General features: G+C 74.5%; 15 protein-coding genes and 1 pseudogene. 12 read left to right on the plus strand and 4 right to left on the minus strand.

The features are described 5' to 3' along the window. Positions 1 to 60: 60 nt before the first annotated feature. From ACH4OA_RS05970 to ACH4OA_RS05990, 5 genes and pseudogenes are all read left to right on the plus strand, one after another. On the plus strand, positions 61 to 1,341 hold the full coding sequence (locus ACH4OA_RS05970; protein WP_397941269.1) for a carbohydrate ABC transporter permease: 1,281 nt from the start codon (positions 61 to 63) through the stop codon (positions 1,339 to 1,341). After that, entirely contained in the window at positions 1,338 to 2,246 is a 909-nt protein-coding gene (locus tag ACH4OA_RS05975; RefSeq protein WP_397941271.1) for a carbohydrate ABC transporter permease, read from the plus strand. Before ACH4OA_RS05970 ends, ACH4OA_RS05975 begins: the two co-directional genes overlap by 4 nt. 192 nt (positions 2,247 to 2,438) lie before the next feature. Then, positions 2,439 to 2,618: pseudogene (locus tag ACH4OA_RS05980) on the plus strand (hypothetical protein); the annotation flags it as partial. 200 nt (positions 2,619 to 2,818) lie between these two features. After that, positions 2,819 to 5,020 (plus strand): CDP-glycerol glycerophosphotransferase family protein, encoded by a 2,202-nt coding sequence (locus ACH4OA_RS05985; protein WP_397947384.1) that lies wholly within the window; start codon positions 2,819 to 2,821, stop codon positions 5,018 to 5,020. A gap of 6 nt (positions 5,021 to 5,026) precedes the next feature. Further along, the gene (locus ACH4OA_RS05990) at positions 5,027 to 7,243 is read left to right on the plus strand and encodes a CDP-glycerol glycerophosphotransferase family protein (RefSeq protein WP_397967822.1); all 2,217 of its coding nucleotides are present in this window, start codon (positions 5,027 to 5,029) and stop codon (positions 7,241 to 7,243) included. A 3-nt stretch (positions 7,244 to 7,246) separates the two neighbouring features. Here ACH4OA_RS05990 and ACH4OA_RS05995 read toward each other — a convergent pair whose 3' ends face one another. Further along, positions 7,247 to 7,660, minus strand: a complete 414-nt coding sequence (locus tag ACH4OA_RS05995; RefSeq protein ID WP_365880771.1) for an organic hydroperoxide resistance protein — start codon at positions 7,658 to 7,660, stop codon at positions 7,247 to 7,249. Between the two features lie 99 nt (positions 7,661 to 7,759). Between ACH4OA_RS05995 and ACH4OA_RS06000 the strand changes: the two genes are divergently transcribed. Further along, the gene (locus ACH4OA_RS06000) at positions 7,760 to 8,278 is read left to right on the plus strand and encodes a MarR family winged helix-turn-helix transcriptional regulator (RefSeq protein WP_397941279.1); all 519 of its coding nucleotides are present in this window, start codon (positions 7,760 to 7,762) and stop codon (positions 8,276 to 8,278) included. On the opposite strand, the gene ACH4OA_RS06005 is transcribed toward ACH4OA_RS06000, so the two are convergent. After that, a complete protein-coding gene (locus ACH4OA_RS06005) occupies positions 8,172 to 9,809 on the minus strand; it encodes a hypothetical protein (RefSeq protein WP_397967824.1) in 1,638 nt (545 codons plus the stop codon). The genes ACH4OA_RS06000 and ACH4OA_RS06005 overlap by 107 nt on opposite strands. Before the next feature lie 228 nt (positions 9,810 to 10,037). Between ACH4OA_RS06005 and ACH4OA_RS06010 the strand changes: the two genes are divergently transcribed. Further along, positions 10,038 to 11,309: a glycosyltransferase family 87 protein gene (locus ACH4OA_RS06010; RefSeq protein WP_397967825.1), complete on the plus strand. Its 1,272-nt coding sequence runs from the start codon at positions 10,038 to 10,040 to the stop codon at positions 11,307 to 11,309. Positions 11,310 to 11,344: 35 nt separating this feature from the next. Then, positions 11,345 to 13,033, plus strand: coding sequence for a glycosyltransferase family 2 protein (locus tag ACH4OA_RS06015; RefSeq protein ID WP_397967826.1), 1,689 nt, complete (start codon positions 11,345 to 11,347; stop codon positions 13,031 to 13,033). Here the strand turns inward: ACH4OA_RS06015 and ACH4OA_RS06020 are convergent. Then, positions 13,020 to 13,658, minus strand: a complete 639-nt coding sequence (locus tag ACH4OA_RS06020) for a TetR/AcrR family transcriptional regulator (RefSeq protein WP_365882565.1) — start codon at positions 13,656 to 13,658, stop codon at positions 13,020 to 13,022. The genes ACH4OA_RS06015 and ACH4OA_RS06020 overlap by 14 nt on opposite strands. Positions 13,659 to 13,860: 202 nt before the next feature. On the opposite strand from ACH4OA_RS06020, the gene ACH4OA_RS06025 reads away from it, so the two are divergent. The 4 genes from ACH4OA_RS06025 to ACH4OA_RS06040 all read left to right on the plus strand — a co-directional run bounded on the left by ACH4OA_RS06025 (position 13,861) and on the right by ACH4OA_RS06040 (position 19,560). Continuing rightward, positions 13,861 to 14,775, plus strand: coding sequence for an ABC transporter permease (locus ACH4OA_RS06025; protein ID WP_397941285.1), 915 nt, complete (start codon positions 13,861 to 13,863; stop codon positions 14,773 to 14,775). Then, complete coding sequence (locus ACH4OA_RS06030) at positions 14,768 to 15,604, plus strand: ABC transporter ATP-binding protein (RefSeq protein ID WP_397941287.1); 837 nt, start codon at positions 14,768 to 14,770, stop codon at positions 15,602 to 15,604. The genes ACH4OA_RS06025 and ACH4OA_RS06030 overlap by 8 nt, the downstream gene beginning before the upstream one ends. A 102-nt stretch (positions 15,605 to 15,706) precedes the next feature. Continuing rightward, positions 15,707 to 17,917, plus strand: coding sequence for a CDP-glycerol glycerophosphotransferase family protein (locus ACH4OA_RS06035; protein WP_397967828.1), 2,211 nt, complete (start codon positions 15,707 to 15,709; stop codon positions 17,915 to 17,917). Then, complete coding sequence (locus ACH4OA_RS06040) at positions 17,914 to 19,560, plus strand: glycosyltransferase family 2 protein (protein ID WP_397967830.1); 1,647 nt, start codon at positions 17,914 to 17,916, stop codon at positions 19,558 to 19,560. Before ACH4OA_RS06035 ends, ACH4OA_RS06040 begins: the two co-directional genes overlap by 4 nt. Positions 19,561 to 19,635: 75 nt before the next feature. On the opposite strand, the gene ACH4OA_RS06045 is transcribed toward ACH4OA_RS06040, so the two are convergent. Continuing rightward, a complete protein-coding gene (locus tag ACH4OA_RS06045) occupies positions 19,636 to 21,069 on the minus strand; it encodes a hypothetical protein (protein WP_397967873.1) in 1,434 nt (477 codons plus the stop codon). Positions 21,070 to 21,140 lie beyond the last annotated feature (71 nt).

Consider the following 21,140-nt stretch of genomic DNA (forward strand, 5'->3'; position numbering starts at 1 on the left):
GCGTCGGCAGCGGCGGCGGGGTCCCCACCGGGCCCCGCCGCGCCCCGCGGTCGCAAGAGCGTGACCGGCACCCGCAAGACCGTGGCAGCGCTGTTCCTGCTGCCCGCGCTGGTGCTGCTCGGCGCGCTCGTGGTCTACCCGATCGGGTACTCGGTCGTCCGCAGCTTCTACGACAACTCCGGCGACGGCTTCGCCGGGATGGACAACTACCGGACCCTGTTCACCGACGACGGCATCCGGACCGCCCTGAAGAACAACGTCATCTGGGTGGTGTTCGCGCCGACGGTCGCCACCGCGCTCGGCCTGGTGTTCGCGGTGCTGACCGAACGGGTGCGCTGGGGCACGGCGTTCAAACTGGTCGTCTTCATGCCGATGGCGATCTCCATGCTGGCCGCCGGGATCATCTTCCGGCTGGTGTACGACCAGGACCCGGACAAGGGCGTCGCGAACGCGGTGTGGGTGGGCGTGCACGACACCTTCGCGCAGTCGTCGGCGTTCCCGAAGGCCCACCCGGGCCGTCGGTCGCCGCTGGTGGCCGAGGGCGGCGGCTTCGTCACCCAGGACGTCGTGCACGCCGGGCGGCCGGTCGCGCTGCCGCTGGTCGGGGTGGCCCCCGACCAGTTGCCGGACGGGGTGCGCAAGGCGGCCGCCGCCCGCGCCGAACCGGGCCGGATCACCGGCAGCACCTGGCAGGACTTCACCCGCGGCAAGGGCGTCGGCCGGCTCGGCGCGCCCGATCCCACCGAGGTGGGCTATGCCGGGATGCGGATCGAGGCGGTGAAGGACGGCACGGTGGTGGCGTCCGCGACGGCGTCCGGCGACGGCACGTTCACGCTGCCCGCGGCGGCGGACGGGGCCCGGCTCCGGCTGCCCGCGGAGAACTTCCGGGAGCCGTACGACGGCGTCGGCTGGCTCGGCCCGGCGCTGGTCACCCCGGCGATCATCGGGGCGTACGTGTGGATGTGGGCGGGCTTCGCGATGGTGCTGATCGCGGCGGGGCTCGCGGGCGTGCCCCGGGAACTGCTGGAGGCGGCGCGGGTGGACGGCGCGACCGAGTGGCAGGTGTTCCGCAAGGTCACCGTGCCGCTGCTGGCGCCGGTGCTGGCGGTCGTGGTCGTCACCTTGATGATCAACGTGCTGAAGGTGTTCGACCTGGTGTTCATCATCGCGCCGGGCTCCTCCCAGGACGACGCGAACGTGCTGGCGCTGGAGCTGTACCGCAAGGGCTTCGCGGAGGGCCGCCCGGGTGTCGCGAGCGCGATCTCCGTGTTCCTGCTGCTGCTGGTGATCCCGGTGATGCTGTTCAACGTGCGTCGGCTGCGGCGGGAGGTGCGGCGATGACGGTGACCGCCGAAGAGGTGGGCAAGGCCGGGCCGGTCCGCAAGACCGCGGCCCGGCAGTCGGCCGGCTCCCGGATCGCGGAGCGGCTGAGCGGCGGGCTGGTCCGTGTGGTGCTGATCGTCGTGGGCCTGTTCTGGCTGGTGCCGACGATCGGTCTGCTCGTCTCCTCGCTGCGCACGCCGCAGGACATGAGCGCGAGCGGCTGGTGGACGGTGTTCGCCAAGCCGTCCCAGCTCACCGTCGACAGCTACCAGAAGCTGCTGGAGAACGGCGATATCACCGGCTCCCTGCTGAACACCGTGCTGATCACGGTCCCGGCGACCGTCCTGGTCGTGGTGATCGGCTCGCTGGCCGGGTACGCGTTCGCGTGGCTGGAGTTCCCCGGCCGGGACTGGTGGTTCCTGGGCGTGGTGAGCCTGCTGGTGGTGCCGGTGCAGGTGGCGCTGATCCCGATCGCCGAACTCTTCGGGAAGATCGGGCTGTTCGGGACGATCTTCGGGGTGGTCCTGTTCCACACCGGTTTCGGGCTGCCGTTCGCGGTGTTCCTGCTGCGGAACTTCTTCGCGGAGATCCCGCGCGAGCTGCTGGAGGCGGCCCGGCTGGACGGCGCCGGCGAACTGCGGCTGTTCGCCCGGGTGGTGATGCCGCTGGGCGGGCCGGCGATCGCGAGCCTCGGCATCTTCCAGTTCCTGTGGGTGTGGAACGACATGCTGGTGGCGCTGGTGTTCACCAAGTCCGGCACCCAGCCGGTCACGGTCGCCCTCCAGACCCAGGTGCGGCAGTTCGGCAACAACATCGACGTGCTGGCACCGGGCGCGTTCCTGTCCATGGTGATTCCGCTGGCCGTGTTCTTCGCGTTCCAGCGGCAGTTCGTGTCCGGAGTGATGGCGGGCGCGGTCAAGTAGGCGTACACCAAGGGCGCTTCGAGGGGCGGGCCGCCGGCGGCCCGCCCCTTCGCGTTGCCCCGGCGGTAGCCCGGATGACGCAGGGGCCGTAACCAAGTCGCCGCGCCGGGCGTTCCCGGGCAGTACGCCCGCGCCGAGCCGACCGTTGGATGTCCCTTGCCCAGGTCCAGTGTCATCGTCCCCGTGTACCGGCTGCTCTTCCTGGAAAGCGACGACACCCTCACACCCGGCGCGCTGGAGGCGATCGCCGACCGGCTCGCGGAGACCGGCGACCCGGACGTGCCGGTCTTCGACTCCGCGCGCGCCCACGGCGACTGCCGCCTGGTGCGCGACCAGCTCGCCGCCCAGCTCACCGAGCGGGGCCCGGCGCCACCGGCCCGCGCGCGCTCCCCGCTGGCCACCGTCGAGCAACCTCCCGGTCCCCTCCCCGTCACCGGGGGCCGCTGAACGCCGTTGTTGCTTCCGGGAGTTCCCATGCCCCTCGGCTCGACGCGGCCCGCCCCGAGCCGGCCGTCCACCTGGCGCCCGGCGGGACGGCCCGGCCGCGTCCGCACGACGACAGAGAGAACACAATGCCCCGCTTCAGCATCATCGTCCCGTCCCACGGGGTCGCCGGCCGGCTGTCCCAGGCGCTGGACTCGGTCCTCGGCCAGTCCTTCGGCGACCTCCAGCTGATCCCGGTCTGCGACGCCCCCGACTCCCCCGCCGCCGAGGTCGCCGCCGGATACGCCGGGCGGGACGCCCGGGTGAGCGTCGTCCACTCGCCGCCGTCCGCCGGGCTGAGCGGGGCGCGCAACACCGGGATGCGGGCGGCGGACGGCGCGTACCTGCTGTTCCTGGACGGTGACGACCTGCTGCTGCCGGGCGCGCTCGCGGCGCTGGACGCCCGGCTGACGGAGACCTCCGGCGTGGACGTGCTCTACACCGAGCACGAGCGGGTGCCCTGGTGGGAGGGCGAGCCGACGAACCCGGCCGGGCCGCTGCTCGCGGGCGCCCCGAAGGGTGCCTTCGCCCCCGCCGAGCGGCCGGAGCTGACCGGTGTCCCGCTGCCCGCGTGGAGCGCCGTGCACCGCCGCGCCTTCCTCACCGAGCACGCTCTGGCCTTCCCCGAAGGGCACTTCACCGACCTCGGCTGGGGCGGCCTGGTGTCCGTCGCCGCCGGACGGATCGCGGTGCTGCGCCGGCCCGTCGTACGGCACCGGGCGCGCCGCCAGGGCAGCCGGCTCAACCAGCCCGGCCCGCACCAGTGCACCCTGCTGGACCAGGTGGAGCGCGTACTGACCCGGGCGGCCGAGCGGGAGCTGCCGGCCGAGCGGACCGGGCCGCTGTTCGACCAGTTGTTCGCCGTGGTGCTGAAGACGGCGTCCCGGCCCGAGCGGCTGCCCGCCGGGCACCGGGCGTTCTTCCGCCGCGCGGCCCGGCTCTACCGGCGGTACCGGCCGGCCGGGCACCGGGTCCCGGACGGCAGCCTCGGTGTGCAGCACCGGCTGCTGGCGGCGGGCGCGTACAGCGCGTTCCGCGCGCTGCGCGGCGCCAACCAGGCGGCCGGCGGCGCCGCCGCGCGGCTGCCGCGCCCGCGCATGGCCCGCACCCGGCTGCGCTACGCCCGCGATCTGCGCCGCCCGCTCGACCCCGACCTGGCCGTGTACTGCGCCTACTGGGGGCGCGGCTACGCCTGCAACCCGGCCGCGATCCACGCCAAGGCCCGCGAACTCGCCCCGCACATCCGCTCGGTGTTCCTGGTGGAGGCCGGCCAGGAGCACACCCTCCCCGGGGACGTGGAGTACGCGGTGATCGGCTCCCGCCGTTACTGGGAGGTGCTGGCCCGCGCCACGTACCTGGTCAACAACGCGAACTTCGCGGAGGGCGTCGTCAAACGGCCCGGCAGCGTGCACCTGCAGACCCAGCACGGCACCCCGCTGAAGACGATGGGCGTGGACCAGGCGGCGTACCCGGTGGTGGCCGCGCGCACCGGCAGCTTCGCCAGGCTGCTGGGCCGGGTCGACCGCTGGGACTACAACCTGTCCGCCAACCGCCACTCCACCCAGATGTGGGAACGCGCCTTCCCCGGCTCCTACGAGCACCTGGAGTACGGCTATCCGCGCAACGACGTGTACTACACGGCGACCGCCCGCGACGTGGCCCGCGTCCGCCGCGAACTGGGCGTCCCGGAGGGCAGGACGGCCGTGCTGTACGCGCCGACCCACCGCGACCACCACACCGGTTTCGCCCCCGGCCTGGACCTGGAGGCGTTCTGCGAGGCGGCCGGCGAGGACGTCGTCGTGCTGCTGCGCGCCCACTACTTCTACGACGAGGGCCGCCGCCGGAGTTCGGGCCGGGTCCTCGACGTCACCGCGCACCGCTCCTCGGAGGACGTGTGCCTGGCGGCGGACGCGCTGGTCACCGACTACTCGTCGATCATGTTCGACTACGCCAACCTGGACCGGCCGATCGTGATCTACGCCGACGACTGGGAGGTCTACCGGGAGACCCGGGGCGTCTACTTCGACCTGCCGGCCGAGCCGCCCGGCCCGGTCGCCCGGAACCCGCGGGAGCTGGCCGCCGTGTTCCGCGACGGCTCGTACGCGGGCCCCCGGGCCCGGGCGCTGCGGGCCGCGTTCCGGGAGCGGTTCTGCCAGTTCGACGACGGGCGGGCCGCGGAGCGGGTGGTGCGGCGGGTGCTGCTCGGCCAGCCGCCGGAGGCGGTGCCGCCCGTCCTCCCGCTCGCCGAGCGCGTCCCCGCCCCCGCCGCCGCGACCCTCGTGAGGAGCTGACCCGCCGTGCCCCGCTTCAGTGTGATCGTGCCCTGCTACAAAGTGCAGGGCTTTCTGCGCGAGTGCCTGGACTCGGTGCTCGGGCAGTCCTTCGGGGACTTCGAGCTGATCGCCGTGGATGACCGCTCCCCGGACGGCTGCGGCGCGATCCTCGACGAGTACGCCGTCCGCGACCCGCGGGTGCGGGTGCTGCACCTGCCTCAGAACGTGGGCCTCGGCCGCGCCCGGAACGCCGGGACGGCCGAGGCGGGCGGCGACTACCTGCTCTTCCTGGACAGCGACGACACCCTCACGCCGGGCGCGCTGGAGGCGATCGCCGACCGGCTCGCGGAGAGCGCCGACCCGGACGTGCTGGTCTTCGACTACGCGCGCGCCTACTGGTGGGGCGGCATCCGGCGCAACGTCCTCGCGCACCTGCTCGCCCGCGAGGACACCTTCAGCGCCGCGGAGTACCCGCAGATCCTCGACCTGCTGATGGTGGTCTGGAACAAGGCCTACCGCCGGGAGTTCGTCGCCCGGCACGGTTTCACCTTCCCGCCGGGCTACTACGAGGACACGCCCTGGACCTTCCCGGTCCTGCTCAGCGCCGGCCGGATCGCCGCGCTGGACCGGATTTGCCTGAACTACCGGCAGCGCCGGCAGGGCAACATCCTGTCCACCACCAGCCGCAAGCACTTCGACATCCACGACCAGTACGAGCGGGTGTTCGCGTTCGTGGCCGAGCGGCCGGAGCTGGCGCGGTGGCGGCCGTACCTGCACCGCAAGATGGGCGAGCACTGCCTGGACATCCTGGCCAAGCCGGACCGGCTGCCGCCCGCCGACAAGGCCGAGTTCTTCCGGCGCACGGCGGAGATGTTCCGCGTCCACCGGCCGCCGGGCGCGCCGGTGGACGGTGAGGTCGCCGTGCTGACCGGCTCCTGGACCGGGTACCGGATCAGGCGGCAGGCGGGGCGGGCCCGGCGGGAGGCGGCCCGGCGGGCGGTCCGGGCCCGCCAGGCCGCCGCCGCGCGGGCCGGGACCGGCTGGGCGGCGCTGCACGCGCACCGCCCGCTGGACGAGCATCTGGTGGTGTACTCGGCGTCCTCGCACCGGGGTCTGCTCGGCGACCCGGCCGCCGTGTACGCCGCGGCCCGCGAGATCGCGCCGCACCTGCGCGGGGTGTGGGTGGTGCGGGACGCGGAGACGGCCGCGGCGCTGCCGGCCGGGGTCGAGCACGTGCTCGTCGGCTCCCGGCGCTATCTGGAGGTCACCGCGCGCGCCAAGTACTTCGTCAACGACGTCAACTGGCCCGGTTCCCTCGCCAAACGGCCCGGCAGCGTGCACATCCACACCCACCAGTGCACCCCGCTGAAGCACCTGGGCGCCGACCTGCTGGACAAGCCCGGCGCCCGGCTCGGCTTCGACGTGCCGCAGATGCTGCGCCGGGCCGACCGCTGGGACCACAGCCTGGTCGCCAACCGCCACTCCGAGCTGGTCTGGGAGCGGGCCTTCCCCTGCCACTTCGCCTCGGCGCGCACCGGCAGCCCGCGCAACGACGTCCTGGTGAACGGCGGCCCCGGCGGTCCCGGCGCGGCCGGGGGCTTCCGGGAGCGGCACGGCATTCCGGCGGACCACACGGTGGTGCTGTACGCGCCGACCCGCCGGGACTACCGCCGGGGCGGGCTCGTGGACCGGATCGACCTGGCCCGGTTCGCGGCCGGCCTGGGCGAGGGGCGCACGCTCGTGGTCCGGCTGCACCCGTCGCTGGCGAGCGGCCCGGCGCGGGGCCTGGGCCTGGCCGAGCTGGCCCGGCGCCGGGTGGTGGTGGACGCGACCGACGAGCCGCACCTCGCGGAGGTGCTGCTCGCGGCGGACGTGCTGGTCACCGACTACTCGTCGATCATGTTCGACTACGCCAACCTGGACCGGCCGATCGTGATCTACGCCGACGACTGGCCCGCGTTCACGGCGAGCCGGGGCGCGTACCTCGACATCACCGCCGAGCCGCCCGGCCATGTCGCCTCCTCCTACCGGGACCTGGCCTGGCTGCTGGCCTCGGGCGCCTGGCGGGACGAGGAGTCGGCGCGGCTGCGGGCCCGGTTCCGGGCCCGGTTCTGCGAGTTCGAGGACGGGCGGGCCGCCGAGCGGGTGGTCCGGACGCTGCTGCTGGGCGAGACCATGCCCGGTCCGGCGCCGCGGGTCCCGGGCCAGGCCGCGTCCCCGGACGCGCTGTCGCCGGCGTAGCGGCTACTCGACGACGAGGTCGACCTCGATGTTGCCGCGGGTGGCGTTGGAGTAGGGGCAGACCTGGTGGGCGGACTCGACCAGCTTGCGGCCGGTCTCCTCGTCCACGGTGTCGGGCAGCTCGACGCGCAGGGTGACCTTCAGGCCGAAGCCCTCGCCCTGCTTGCCTATGCCCACCTCGGCGGTCACGGCCGCGTCGCTGACGTCGACCTTCGCCTGGCGGCCGACCAGCCCGAGGGCGCTGCCGAAGCAGGCGGCGTACCCGGCGGCGAAGAGCTGCTCGGGGTTGGTGCCCTGGCCGTTCCCGCCGAGTTCCGCGGGCATGGCCAGGGCCAGGTCGATCCTGCCGTCGGAGGAGACGGCGCGGCCCTCGCGGCCGTGGGTGGCGGTGGCGACGGCGGTGTAGAGCGCGTCCATGGAGACCATCCCTTTCGGGGTCGGGGTGCGTTGCGCCGCCAACTACATCACACAATTAAGTTGCGCACAACCAAATTGGGTGAGGGCTATCCTGGAGTCATGACCGAATCGGAGTGGCTCCGCCTGGACCGCCAGATCTGCTTCTCCCTGCACGCCGCCTCCCGCGCCTTCAACGGCGTCTACCGCGTCGTCCTGAAGGACCTCGGGCTCACCTACCCGCAGTACCTGGTGATGCTGGTGCTGTGGGAAGAGGGCGACCTGCCGGTCAAGAAGCTGGGCGAGCGGCTGCGGCTCGACTCCGGCACGCTGTCCCCGCTGGTCAAGCGGCTGGAGGCGGCCGGTCTGGTACGGCGCGAGCGCAGCGCGGCGGACGAGCGCTCGGTCCTCGTGCGCGTCACCGGGGAGGGCGCGGCACTGCGCGAGCGCGCGCTGGAGGTGCCGCGCCGGATCGGGTCGGCGACCGGGTTCGACCTGGCGGAGATCGGCGCGCTGCGGGACCGGCTCGACCGGCTCACGGCCGCGCTGGACGCGGCGGCGCGGACGGAGGCGGCACGGACGGAACCGGGACGGACCGAGGCGGCGAGGACGGAAGCGGTGCGGACGGAGGCGGGGCGCTGACCGGGCGGACGTAGAGCCGTACGGTGATCCAGCCCCGCACGGTCTCCCGGCGCGCCGTGAACTGCTGCCACAGGACAGCCGCCTTGGCCCGCTCCACGGGGTCGTGCGGGACCCAGGCGCCGCCCAGCAGTCTGCGGTCCCCGACGACCCACACCCGCTCCAGACCCGCCAGCCTGCGGCGCGCCTCCGCCACCCCGGCCTCCCGTCCGTAGAGCGTCCCGGACTCCGCCGCGCCCGTCACCAGCAGCACGTCCCGGGTGCCCCGGAACGGCCGGGGATAGGTGAGCGCCGCGTTCCGCAGGGCCGCCGGGACGAACACCACGGCCTGGCCGGCCCCCACCTCCCGCCCGGCCGCCCGGGAGACGGCGGCCAGATCGTCCGGGCGCCGCCCGGGATCGCGGTCCAGCCGCAGCAGCGGGAACTGGTGGACGAGGGCCAGGACGACCGCGAGGACCCCGGCGAGGGCGACGGCGGAGGACCGCCCCGGGACACCCGGGCGCGTGTCCGGCCCGCCCGCATCCGTCCCGCCCGCGTCCGGGCAGCCGTCGCCCGGGGCGGGACGGGCGGGCGCCCGGAGGGCACCGGCGGGCAGCCGCGCCAGGGCCCCGGCCAGCCGCTCCGCCCCACAGGCCACGAGCAGCGGGGCACCCGACAGCGCGTACAGCACGTACCGGTCGACGTACAGCGGTGACACCTGGGAGACCAGCATCAGCACCGCCGGCGGCACCACCATCACCGGCAGCCCCACCCCCGGGCACGTCAGCTCGCCCTTGCGCCCGACCAGCCCCGCCAGCCCCAGCACTCCCAGCGCGAGACACACCCAGAACACCGAGTCGGCCGGTCCGAGGAACTTCCGCAGCAGCCCGCCGGCCGTGTCCCCCGTGGGCGCCCGCAGCCAGGCCAGTTGCGCGGCCTGCCCCGACGACACCAGCGCCATCGGCAGCAGCGCGAGGACGACCGCCGCCGCCGTGCCGCCCCAGGCGCGCCACACCCGCGCCCCGGCCCGGGCCAGCGCCAGCGACCCGGCGTGGGCGAGGAGCAGCAGGACGGCGAACTCGTGCAGCCAGCAGGTCAGGGCGAGCACCGCGCCGTACGGCCACCAGGTGCCGCCGCGCACGGCCCGCACGAACAGGAGCGTCGCGGCGGTGGCGCCGGCCGCGACGAGGGCGTAGGAGCGGCCCTCCTGGGCGTAGTGGCCGGCCATCGGCGTGACGGCGTAGAGCAGTCCGGCCCACAGCCCGACGCGCGGCCGGACCAGCCGGGCGCCGAGCGAGGCCACCAGCGCCGCCGTGCCGGCCGCCGCGCACACCGAGGGCAGCCGCAGCGCGACCTCGCCGGGACGGACGGCGAGGACGGCGTGCACCAGCAGGTAGTACAGGCCGTGCACCGCGTCCACGTCGTGCAGCAGCCGCCAGATCTGCGGCACCGTACGGCGGCCCACCTGGAAGCTGACGGCCTCGTCGCGCCACATGCCGCCCCGGTCCAGCCGCCACAGCCCGAGGGCCAGCATCACCAGCGCGGGCACCGCCACGGCGGCGGCCCGGCGCGGCCGTTCCCGGGCGGGCGCCCGTAGCCGGCGCGGCGGGTCGCTCGTTGCACCGGATACACCCGTGGTCGCCCCGGCCGGCCGACGTGACTGCGGTTGCGCAGGAAGCCCGACGTTCACCCTGGCCCGATCTCTTGCGATTAGCCAACATTTGCGGCCGTTGACGGCGTATCAGCATGGATACACCATCCGCACCGCTTAGGCTCCCATGTGATGAACCGTTCCCGTGTCACCCCCGGCCCGGTCCTCGCCCTCACCGCCCTGTGGCTCACCACCCGCGCCCTGATGCTGTGGCTGATCGTCCACGGCGCCGCCCGGCTGCCGGGCGGCGGCGCGGTGACCCGGGAGGTGTGGCGGCTGTACTTCCACTGGTACGGCGTGCTCGCGCACGGCTCCTTCCCGGACCACGACACGCTGTGGCAGTACCCGCCGGGCGCCGGCGCGGTGCTGCTGGCGCCGGGTCTGCTGCCGGGCCTGACGTACTTCCAGTCCTTCGTGCTGCTCACCCTGGCCGTGGACGCGCTGACGGCGGCGGCGCTGGTGCGCGCGGGCACCGCGGCCGGGCGCAGCCTGCTCGGCGCGGCGCTGTGGACGGGCGGTCTGCCGCTGCTGCTGCACCTGCCACTCGCCCGGTACGACGTGCAGGTCACCGCGCTGGCCGTGCTCTCCCTGCTGGTCTCGGCGCGCTCCCCGCGCGCGGGCGGGGTGCTCGGGGCGCTGGGCGCGCTGGTGAAGGTGTGGCCGGCGCTGGTGCTGCTGGGCACGCCCCGGGGCCGGCCGACCCGCACGGCGTGGGCGTCGGCGGTGTGGACCGGCGCGGGGTGCCTGGCCGTCCTGTCCGTCTTCTTCACCCATCCGCTGTCCTTCCTGCGCGAACAGGGCGGCCGGGGCGTGCAGGTCGAGTCGCTCGGCGGGACGGTGCTCAGCCTGGCCCGGCACGCCGGCTGGCCGGGCCGGACCCGCTACCAGTACGGCGCGGTGGAGTTGGTCGGCCCGCAGGTGCACGCCGTCGCCGCCGTCTCCCTCGCGCTGTCGGCCCTGTCGCTGGGGCTGCTGGTGCTGTGGCGGGCGCGGGCCCGGCGCTGGAGCGAGGCCACGCCGTACGACGCGGCGCTGAGCGCGGTGCTGCTGTTCACGGTCACCAGCCGGGTCATCAGCCCGCAGTACATGATCTGGCTGATCGGACTGGCCGCCGTGTGCCTGACCTCGCGCCACACCAGCCAGCGGCCGGTGGCGGCGCTGGTCCTGGCGGCGTCCGCGCTGAGCACCGTGGCGTTCCCGGTGTACTACCGCGAGGTGGTCGACGGCACCTGGGCCGGATGCCTGCTGATGCTGGCCCGCAACGGGCTGCTGGCCGCCGCCGCCGTGCTGTCCTTCGCCCGGCTGTGGCGGGCCGCGCGGCCGCCGGCCGGAAAGACCGTGCCGGTGACGGAACCCCGGCCCGGCGCCGGCCGTCTACCGGAGCGAGCACTCAGTGCCCCGTAGCGGGGTATCGGCGGACGTCCCGACGCTCCTGGCCCATGGACACCATGCACCCAGAACCGCGTGACCCCCGTCCGGCACCGCCGGCGCCCGCGTCCGAGCCGACCACGGCGCCCCGGGTCGCCGTGGTCGTCATCGGCTACAACGACCGCGCCCATGTCGCCGACGCCGTGCGTTCGGCGCTCGCGCAGGGCCCCGCGGTCGCCGAGGTGATCGCCGTGGACGACTGCTCCACCGACGGCAGCGACGGCCTGCTCGCCCGGCTGGCCGCCGGCGAGCCACGGCTGCGGGTGGTGCGCCGGAGCGTGAACAGCGGCGGCTGCGGCACCCCGCGCAACACCGGTGTCGAGGAGGCGACGGCGCCGTACGTGATGTTCCTCGACAGCGACGACGTGCTGCCGCCCGGCGCGGTGGACGCGCTGCTGACGGCGGCCACCCGGGCGCGCGCGGAGGTCGCGAGCGGTCTGTGCGTGCGCCGGGAGCTGCCGTCGGGGCGCGAACAGCCCTGGCAGGCTCCCCTCTACACGGCGCACACCGTCCTCGCGCGCCCCGCCGAGCGCCCCCGCCTGGTCCACGACACGCTGTGCGTCAACAAGCTGTACCGCACCGACTTCCTGCGCGCCCACGGCATCCGCTTCCCCGAGGGCCGCTTCCTCTACGAGGACATCGTCTTCACCGCCCGCGTGCTGGCCGCGAGCCCGCGCGTCGCGCTCGTCGCGGACCGGGTGTACGTGTGGCAGGTGCGCCGGTCGGCCGAGCGGCTGTCGCTCTCCCTGGACCGGGGGCACATCGGGAACTGGACGGCGCGCGTCGAGGCGTGCGCGCTGGCGTACGACACCCTGCTGGGCGCCGGGCAGAAGGAGCTGGCGCGGGCGGCGCGCGCCAAGTTCCTCGACCACGAGGTGCGCATGTACGCCCGTGAACTGGTGCTCCACGACGCGCGCTACCAGCGCGAGTGGTGGACCCGCACCCGGGCGTACCTCGCGCGCTACGACACGGCCGACTGGGAGAGCCACCCCGCCGCCCCGGGGCATGTGCTCGGCCGGGTGGTGCTGGCGTCGCCCGAGCCCCGCGACCTGGACCGCCTGCGCGAACTCGCCGCCCGCCCGGCCCGCCTGCTCCCGCCCTACGCCCGTGACCGCGAGGGTGCCCCGGTCTGGTCCGCCGGCCTTCCCGAGGTCTCGCTGGCCCCGCTGCTGACCGCGCCCGTCGCCGCGCTGCCGCTCGCGGTCGACGCCGCACTGCGCCCGGGCGCGCGCGCCGCGCTGCTGCGCCTGCGGCTGCACGAGCTGTACGGGACGGTGGCCGGGGCGGCCCCGCGCGAGGTGGAGGTCGTCTGGCAGGCGCGCGAGGACGACCGGACACGCGGGCGTACGGCCGCGGCGCTCACGCCCTCGGCGGCGGACACCTGGACGGCGGAGGTCCCCGTGGACCTGGCCGGGCTCGGTTCGGGCACCTGGGATCTGCGGCTGACGCTCCGGTTCGCGGACGGCACCGGGCGCGAGGTCACGGCGCACGCGCTTGCAGGCCCCGGCCGACTGCGCCGCCGCGCCGTCCCGAGCGCCGTGCACGGCGTACTCCTGGTGCAGCCGTACGCCACGCACTCCGGTGCGCTGGCCGTGCGGGTGGCGACCGGCCCGGGCGGAGTGCTCCGGGTGCTGCGCGGCCGGCTCCACCGCCTGCTGCGCCGGGGCAGGGGCGCGGCCGGCGCGGTCACAGCGCCTTGAGCGCCCCGGCCGTGGCCCTGGCCAGCCGTTCCAGGTAGCCCTTCGGCGGTTTCGGCGCGCGGATGACCACCGAGCGCCAGTAGAGCGGGCCGGAGATCAGGTCCAGGGCCACGTCGGTGTCGATCCCGGGGCGCAGTTCGCCGCGCTCCTCGGCCGCCGCCACGATCCGGCTGGCCACGCCCTCCTGGCCGTCCCGCAGGGCCTTCTGGAAGGCCTCGGCGAGGTCGGGGTTGCGGGCGGCCTCGGCTTGGAGGTCGGGGATGACCTGGGAGGCCACGGGGTGGCGCAGGGCGCGCGAGGTGACCTCGTACAGCAGGCGCAGATCGCCTTCCAGGGAGCCGGTGTCGGGGACCGGGAAGCCGGTCACGGCCAGCGCGGAGACCACGTCCAGGACCAGGTGGAGCTTGGAGCGCCAGCGCCGGTACACCGCCGTCTTGCCGACGCCGGCCCGGCGGGCGATGCCCTCGATGGACATGCGCGCGTAGCCGGCGGCGGCCAGTTCCTCGAAGACCGCCGCCCGGATGGCCTCGGTCACGTCCTGCCGGAGCACGGCGGCCCCGGCGGGCGCCCGGCGGGCCGGACGCGCCGGCGGCTCGTCGGCGGAGGCGGCGGCGTTCGTGGTCATACCCCCAGCATAGGGCGTGACGACGAGACGGTTGCGTTCCGACGTCGGTTGGGCCTACGCTCACGTCACGACGATACGGTCCCGTCCCGTCGTAAGAGAACGTGAAGAAGAGCGTAAGGAAACGCCGTACGACGGGACGGACGCGGCGGCTCCCGGCGAGAGTCGGCCGCGGCACCCCCTCCCCCGAGCGAAAGCAGCGGATGTGAGCCAGGTCCTCGACACACCGCCCCCCACCCAGGCCCCGGCCGGCGACGATCTCGCGGCGCTGGCGGCCCGGCACGGCCTGTCCGTCAGCGGCGCCCGGCCCTCCCTGCCGGAGTACGTCCGCCAACTGTGGGCCCGGCGCCACTTCATCGGCGCCTTCGCCACCGCCAAGCTCACCGCGCAGTACAGCCAGGCGAAGCTGGGCCAGGTCTGGCAGGTCATGACCCCGCTGCTGAACGCGGCGGTCTACTACTTCATCTTCGGCGTGCTGCTCGGCACCAAGCACAACGTGCCCGACTATGTGCCGTTCCTGGTCACGGGCGTCTTCATCTGGACGTTCACGCAGAGTTCGATCATGGCGGGCACCCGGGCGATCTCCGGCAACCTCGGCCTGGTGCGCGCCCTGCACTTCCCGCGCGCGGCCCTGCCGATCTCCTTCGCGCTCCAGCAGCTCCAGCAGCTCCTGTTCTCCATGTGCGCGCTGGTCGTCATCCTGCTCTGCTTCGGCGTGCCGGTCGCCGCCTCCTGGATCCTGGCGCTGCCGGCGCTCGTGCTCCAGTTCACCTTCAACGCGGGCGTGTCCATGATCGTGGCGCGGATGGGCGCCAAGACCCCGGACATCGCCCAGCTCATGCCGTTCGTGCTGCGCACCTGGATGTACGTGTCCGGTGTGATGTGGAGCATCGACAAGATCACCGAGCACGACCACCTGCCGCACCTCGTCACCGTCCTGCTGCAGATCAACCCGGCCGCCGTCTACATCGACCTGATGCGGTTCGCGCTGATCGACAGCTTCCACGCCCACCAACTGCCGCCGCACGTCTGGGCGGCGGCCGTCGGCTGGGCGCTGCTCGCCGGCATCGGCGGCTTCATCTACTTCTGGAAGGCTGAGGAGACGTACGGCCGTGGCTGAGCACACCGCAGAGAAGATCCCCACCGTCGTCGCCGACCGCGTCGACATCGTCTACCGCGTCAACGGCACCGGCGCCGGCCGCGGCTCCGCCACCGCCGCCCTCAACCGCATCCTGCGCCGCGAGCGGGCCGAGAAGGCGGCCGGGGTGCGCCGGGTGCACGCGGTGCGGAACGTGTCGTTCGTCGCGTACCGGGGCGAGGCCGTCGGGCTCATCGGCACCAACGGGTCCGGCAAGTCGACCCTGCTCAAGGCGGTCGCCGGGCTGCTCCCGGTGGAGAACGGGCACATCTACACCGACGGCCAGCCGTCCCTGCTGGGCGTCAACGCGGCCCTGATGAACGACCTCACCGGCGAGCGGAACGTCTTCCTCGGCGGTCTCGCCATGGGCATGGCCCGGGAGCAGATCAAGGAGCGCTACCAGGACATCGTCGACTTCTCCGGCATCAACGAGAAGGGCGACTTCATCACCCTGCCGATGCGCACCTACTCCTCCGGCATGGCGGCCCGGCTGCGCTTCTCCATCGCCGCCGCGAAGGACCACGACGTCCTGCTCATCGACGAGGCGCTGGCCACCGGCGACCGCTCCTTCCAGCGGCGGTCGGAGGCGCGGATCCGCGAGCTGCGGCAGCACGCCGGCACGGTGTTCCTGGTCAGCCACAACAACAAGTCGATCCGCGACACCTGCGAGCGGGTGCTGTGGCTGGAGCGGGGCGAACTGCGCATGGACGGGCCGACGGAGGAGGTCATGAAGGAGTACGAGGCCTTCACCGGCGAGAAGAAGCCCGCCCCGAGGAAACCCGCGGCGCCGAAAGTCCCTCTTCCGTCCTGAGCTGTACCCCTCCAGCCGGTGCGATTATCCCTTTCACTGCCTTGGTGCCACTATGTGGGAAAAGGTGCGCCCGGAGCCGTCGAGCCGAAGGAGTCCCCCGCGATGCCCCAGCTGAGTGTGATCGTCTACGGGCCGAACGCACAGGGGCATCTGGCCGGGCTGCTGGACTCCCTGGCGGCCCGTCCGCTGCCCGACACCGAGGTGATCGTCGCCGCGGTCGGCGACTGGGCGCGGGAGACGGCCGAGCGCCGGGCACCGGAGACGACCGTCGTGGCGCTGCCGGACGGCACCGGTGACGCGGCGGCCCGCGCGGCCGGCGCCGACCGCGCGTCCGGCCGCTGGCTGCACTTCGTCCACGCCAGGGACGGCCTGCCGGCCGGCGCGCCCCGCCTGATCGTCGAGCGGACCGCGGAACTGGACGCCCCGGACGACGCCGGCCCCGTCGACGTCCTCCTCTTCGACCACGTCACCACCACCTGGCAGACCGCCGCCAGGCCCTCCCGCGACGGCCGCCACCTGGCCGCCGCCGGCCGGGCCGCCCGCCCCCTGGACGAGACCCCCGACCTGCTGCGGCTCACCCCGCTGCTCGGCAACCGCGCCCTGCGCGCCGCGTTCTGGCAGGCCCACCGGGACCACCTGGCCACCGACGACGAGCCGCGCGCCGCCCACGCGGCCCTGCTGCGCGCCGGCCGGGTCGCCTGCCTGAACCAGACGGCGTACGAACACCGTGTGCTGCGCCCGGAGAGCCTGCCGCCGCGCGCCCCCGAGGACCGGCTCGCGCTCGTCGACCGCTACGAGTCGCTGCTCCCGCTCACCCGCGGCCGCCGCGCCCCGCACACGGTGCTGTACGACCTGATGGTCCGCGAGCTGGTGCGCACCTTCGCCCGCGAGGACCTGCCCGACCCGGTGGCCCGCGAGTTCTTCCGCCGCGCCTCCCTGGCCGCGGTCCGCTGGCGGCCCGAGGGCCACCGGCACCCGCCCGGGCTGGACGGCGTACGGCACGCGCTGCTGGAGGAGGGCGCGTACGCCAAGTACCGCGCGTTCCAGACCGCCAACCGCGCCCGCCGCGCCGCCCGCCAGACCGTACGGGCCCGCAAGCGGCAGCTGGGCGCCAAGGTCCGCGACCAGCAGTACCGCCGGGCGCTGAGCCGCCCGGTGGACCCCGAGCTCGCCGTGTTCGCGGCCTATTGGGACCGGGGGGTCGCCTGCAACCCGGCCGCGATCGCCGCGAAACTCGCCGAACTCGCCCCGCACATGCGCCGCGTGTGGGTGGTGAGCAAGGAGAACGCGGCCCTGCTGCCGCCCGGCACCGACCACGTGGTGCCCGGCACCCGCCGCTACTGGGAGACCCTGGCCACCGCCAAGTACCTGACGAACAACGTCAACTTCCCGAACGCGGTGGTCAAACGCCCGGACGCCGTCCACCTCCAGACCCACCACGGCACCCCGCTCAAACGCATGGGCCTGGACCAGATGGACCACCCGGCCGCCGCCAAGGGCCTGGACTTCGCCGCCCTGCTGGCCCGCGTCGACAAGTGGGACTACAGCGTCAGCGCCAACAGCCACTCCACCCGTATGTGGGAACGCGCCTACCCGTCCCGCTACACCTCGCTGGACCACGGCTATCCGCGCAACGACGTCTACTACACGGCCACCGCCGCCGACGTCCGCGCCGCCCGCGCCCGGCTCGGCATCGCCCCCGGCCGGACCGCCGTCCTCTACGCCCCCACCCACCGCGACTACGAGGCCGGCTTCACCCCGCGCCTCGACCTCGCCGCCCTCGCCGACCGGCTCGGCGAGGACACCGTCCTGCTGGTCCGCGCCCACTACTTCTACGGCGGCGCCGCCTCCCCGCTGACCGGTCTGCGCCGCTCCGGCCGCATCATCGACGTCTCCGGCTACGACCCGGTCGAGGAGCTGTGCCTGGCCGCCGACGCGCTGGTCACGGACTACTCGTCGATCATGTTCGACTACGCCAACCTGGACCGCCCGATCGTGATCTACGCCGACGACTGGGAGACCTACCGCACCACCCGGGGCGTCTACTTCGACCTGATGGCCGACCACCCCGGCCAGGTCGCCCGCACCCAGGAGGAGCTCGCCGAGATCCTCCTCTCCGGGGCCTGGCGCGACGACAGCGCGGCCAAGGCGCGGGCCGCGTTCCGGCGCCGGTTCTGCGAGTACGACGACGGACGCGCCGCCGAACGGGTCGTACGGCGGGTCTTCCTCGGCGAACCGGAGGAGGCACTGCCCCCGGTGCTCCCCGTCGAGGACCGCCGCCCCGCCCCGACCCCCGAGGAGGCCACGGCATGACCCGCCCCGACGTCACGGTGACGGTCATCGTCTACAACGACGCCGCCCGCCTGCCCCGCGCGGTCGCCTCCCTGCGCGCGCAGACCCACGCGAACATCGAGATCGTCATCAGCGACGACCACTCGACGGACGGCACGCCCGAGGTGGCCCGGCGGCTGGCCGCCCAGGACCACCGCATCCGCTACCTCCGGCTGCCGGAGAACAGCGGCGGATGCAGCGCGCCGCGCAACCGGGCCGTCGAGATCGCCCGGGCGCCGTACCTGATGTTCCTGGACAGCGACGACGAACTCCCGCCGCGCGCGGTCGAGTCGCTGCTCGCCGCCCACCGGGAACGCGAGGTGGACTTCACCATGGGCGCGGTGCGCCGGGTCCGGGTGGACAACGGCCGCCGTACGACGTGGATGCCCCACCTGGTCGCCGAGCGCCGCACGCTGGAGGGCATCGAGCAGGACCCGCGGCTGCTGTTCGAGCACCTGTCGACCAGCAAGATGTACGCCCGCACCTTCCTGGACCGCCACCGGCTCCGCTTCCCCGAGGGCATCCACTACGAGGACCAGCTCTTCTCGGCGCAGGCGTACTGCCTGGCCGAGGCGTTCACGATCATCCCGGACCCGGTCTACGTCTGGTACATCGAGCCGTTCGCCGCGGCCGCCGCCGCCTCCATCTCCAACCAGCGGCACAAGCTCTCCAACGTCCGCGACCGCGTCCACGTCCAGCGGCTGATCGACGACTTCCTGGCCGGCAGCGGGCACGCGGGGCTGCGGGAGGACAAGGACTACAAGTTCCTCAAGCACGACTTCCGCATGTACGCCGGTGACCTGCCCTACCGGGACGACGCGTGGCTGGCGTCCTTCGCCGGGATCGTGAACCCCTACCTGGACACCCTCTCCCCCGGCGCCTACGCCAGGCTGCCGCGGGCCGAGCGGGTGGTGCTGGAGCTGCTGCGCCAGGGCCGCACGGAGGAGGTACGGCAGGCGGCGCGCGCGCTGGGGCACGCGGTGGCGCCGCGGCAGGTGACGACGGACGGCGCGGGCGTCCCGTACTGGGGCGACACACCGCCCGCCACCGAGCGCGCCCGGCGCGAGCTGGACCTGTCCGAACTGGAGCTGGAGACCCGGCCGTTCCCCACCGCCCTGTTCCGCCACGAGATCACATCCCTGGCGTACGGCGCGGGAGCGGTCCTGACGCTCACGGTCCGCACCCACGACCCCGGGCTCCGGCTGCCCGTGGGCCCCCAGCGCGCCGCCCTGCTGCTGACGCCCGGCAGACGCCGGCTGACGGTCCCCTTCCGTCTGGACCCGGTCCGCCCCGGCGTCTTCGAGGGCACGGTCCGCCTCGACCTCGCCACCGCCTCGCTCCCGCTCCAGGGCTTCGAGGGCGTCCGGCACCCCGTGGTCCGCCTGAACCAGCAGGGCCTGGCCAACGCGGGCGTGCTGCTCGCCCCGCCGGACTTCCCGGCGCGCCGGGTCCGGCTCGGCAACCACCTCGTCACCGCGGAACCGGAGGGCCGCGATCCCGGCCGCCTCCAGTTCCGCTGGCGCCCGCTGGGCGTGACGGCCCGGGTGATCCGCCCGCTGTCCCGCCGGGTGGCGCGCCCGGCGGTGCGCAACGCCGCGCGGCTGGTGACGAGCGCCCTGAGGTGAGGACCCGCGCGGCCTGAGCGGGTTCCCGCGGCGCGGCCCAGGGTCCTTCGTCTGGACCGGGCCGAACGAGAGGCCCTAGGGCAGCACCCGGTACAGGGTCCGGCCGCCCGGTCCTACGGCCGCCTTGCGGAGCCACGGTGCCGGGGGGCCGTCCACGACCCAGCGCGCCCCGTACTCCCGCAGGATGTCCCGCCGCCCGGCCGCGTCCGTCCCGCCCGCGTAGTAGCGCGCGACCGCCGCCTCCCGCCGACCGGCGTCCCGCAGGAACAGGTCCGGGTAGCCGGGCGCCACGGTGTACGCCCCGTACGCGGGGAGCTGCCGGGCCGGGAACGTGCGCGCCATCACCACATCGCCGTACCGCAGCCCCGCCCGCACCATCCACTGGCAGCCCGCCCACGGCGCCCGGTACTTGGCCGCGACCACCCCGGGCAGCGCGTCCCGGTCCACCACGTACCCCAGCGTCCCGGCCTGCGTCCACGCCCCCGCCGCCAGCGCGGCGAGCAGCACGCACGCCCACCCCCGGCGCACCGCCCGCCGTCCCGCCGACACCGCCTCCAGCGCGGCGGCGAGCTGCGCCGGGATCAGCGCGGCGGGCAGGGCGCGGCCCCAGGAGTAGTGGCCCGTCAGTCCGCCCGCCGCGCACACCGCCGCGCCGAGCAGGAAGAACACCACGAGCGCGTCCCGGCGGTCCCGGCGCCACCGCGGCACCAGCGCCGCCACCCCGAGCGCCGCGAACCCGAACCGTCCGGCCGGGTCCCGGTACAGCGAGCGGTGGATGGCCTCCAGGTCCCCGCCCGCGGAGAACAGCGCGAAGAAGTCGTAGTACGGCCACAGCCACAGCACCAGCAGCCCCGGCACCAGCCCGGCGCCGAGCCGCAGCAGGGTCCCGCGCGCCGGCCGGGCCGCGACGATCACGGCCGTCGCGCCGAGGGACGCCACCACCCCGGTGAACTGGTGGCACAGCAGGATCACCGCCCACAGCACCCCCAGCCCGAGCACCGGCCCCCACCCGGCCGGCCCGCGTGCCGTCCGCGTCAGCCACGCCCAGAAGTGGAAGGTGAGTCCGAGCGCGCACACGCTCGGGTACGAGACCGTCAGCGCCAGGGAGTGCAGACCGAGGAAGCCGCTCCAGTCGAACAGCGCCGGGCCCCACAGGAACAGCAGGCTCAGCAGGGCCAGCGCGGGAGCGGCCGGGTGGGCGGTGAGGGTGCGGACGTAGCGCCGCACGCCGGTCACCAGCAGGGCCAGCCCGGCGAGCGCGGCCAGGCGCAGCACCACGAAGACGGAGAGCCCGGTCAGCCGGGCGACCAGACCCAGGAGCAGCATCCACGGCGAGTAGTACGGGCTCGGCGTGCCGGCGTCGACCAGCGGATCGCCCGGGTGCGTCAGGCTGTGCCGGAGCCGCTGGAGGGTGGCCGCGTGCATGCCGAGGTCACCGGCCCACGGCAGGCGGACGACGACCAGGAGCAGCAGCACCACGACGAGCGCCGCCGCGGCGCGCGCCGACACCCGGCCAGCGCGGGCCGCCGGGGTGCGCGCCGGTGCCGTACGGCGCTCCCGCTCGGTTTCGGACGGCACGG

This window comes from Streptomyces sp. NPDC017095, from assembly GCF_044332325.1.
In the GTDB taxonomy this organism is placed as follows: Bacteria; Actinomycetota; Actinomycetes; order Streptomycetales; family Streptomycetaceae; genus Streptomyces.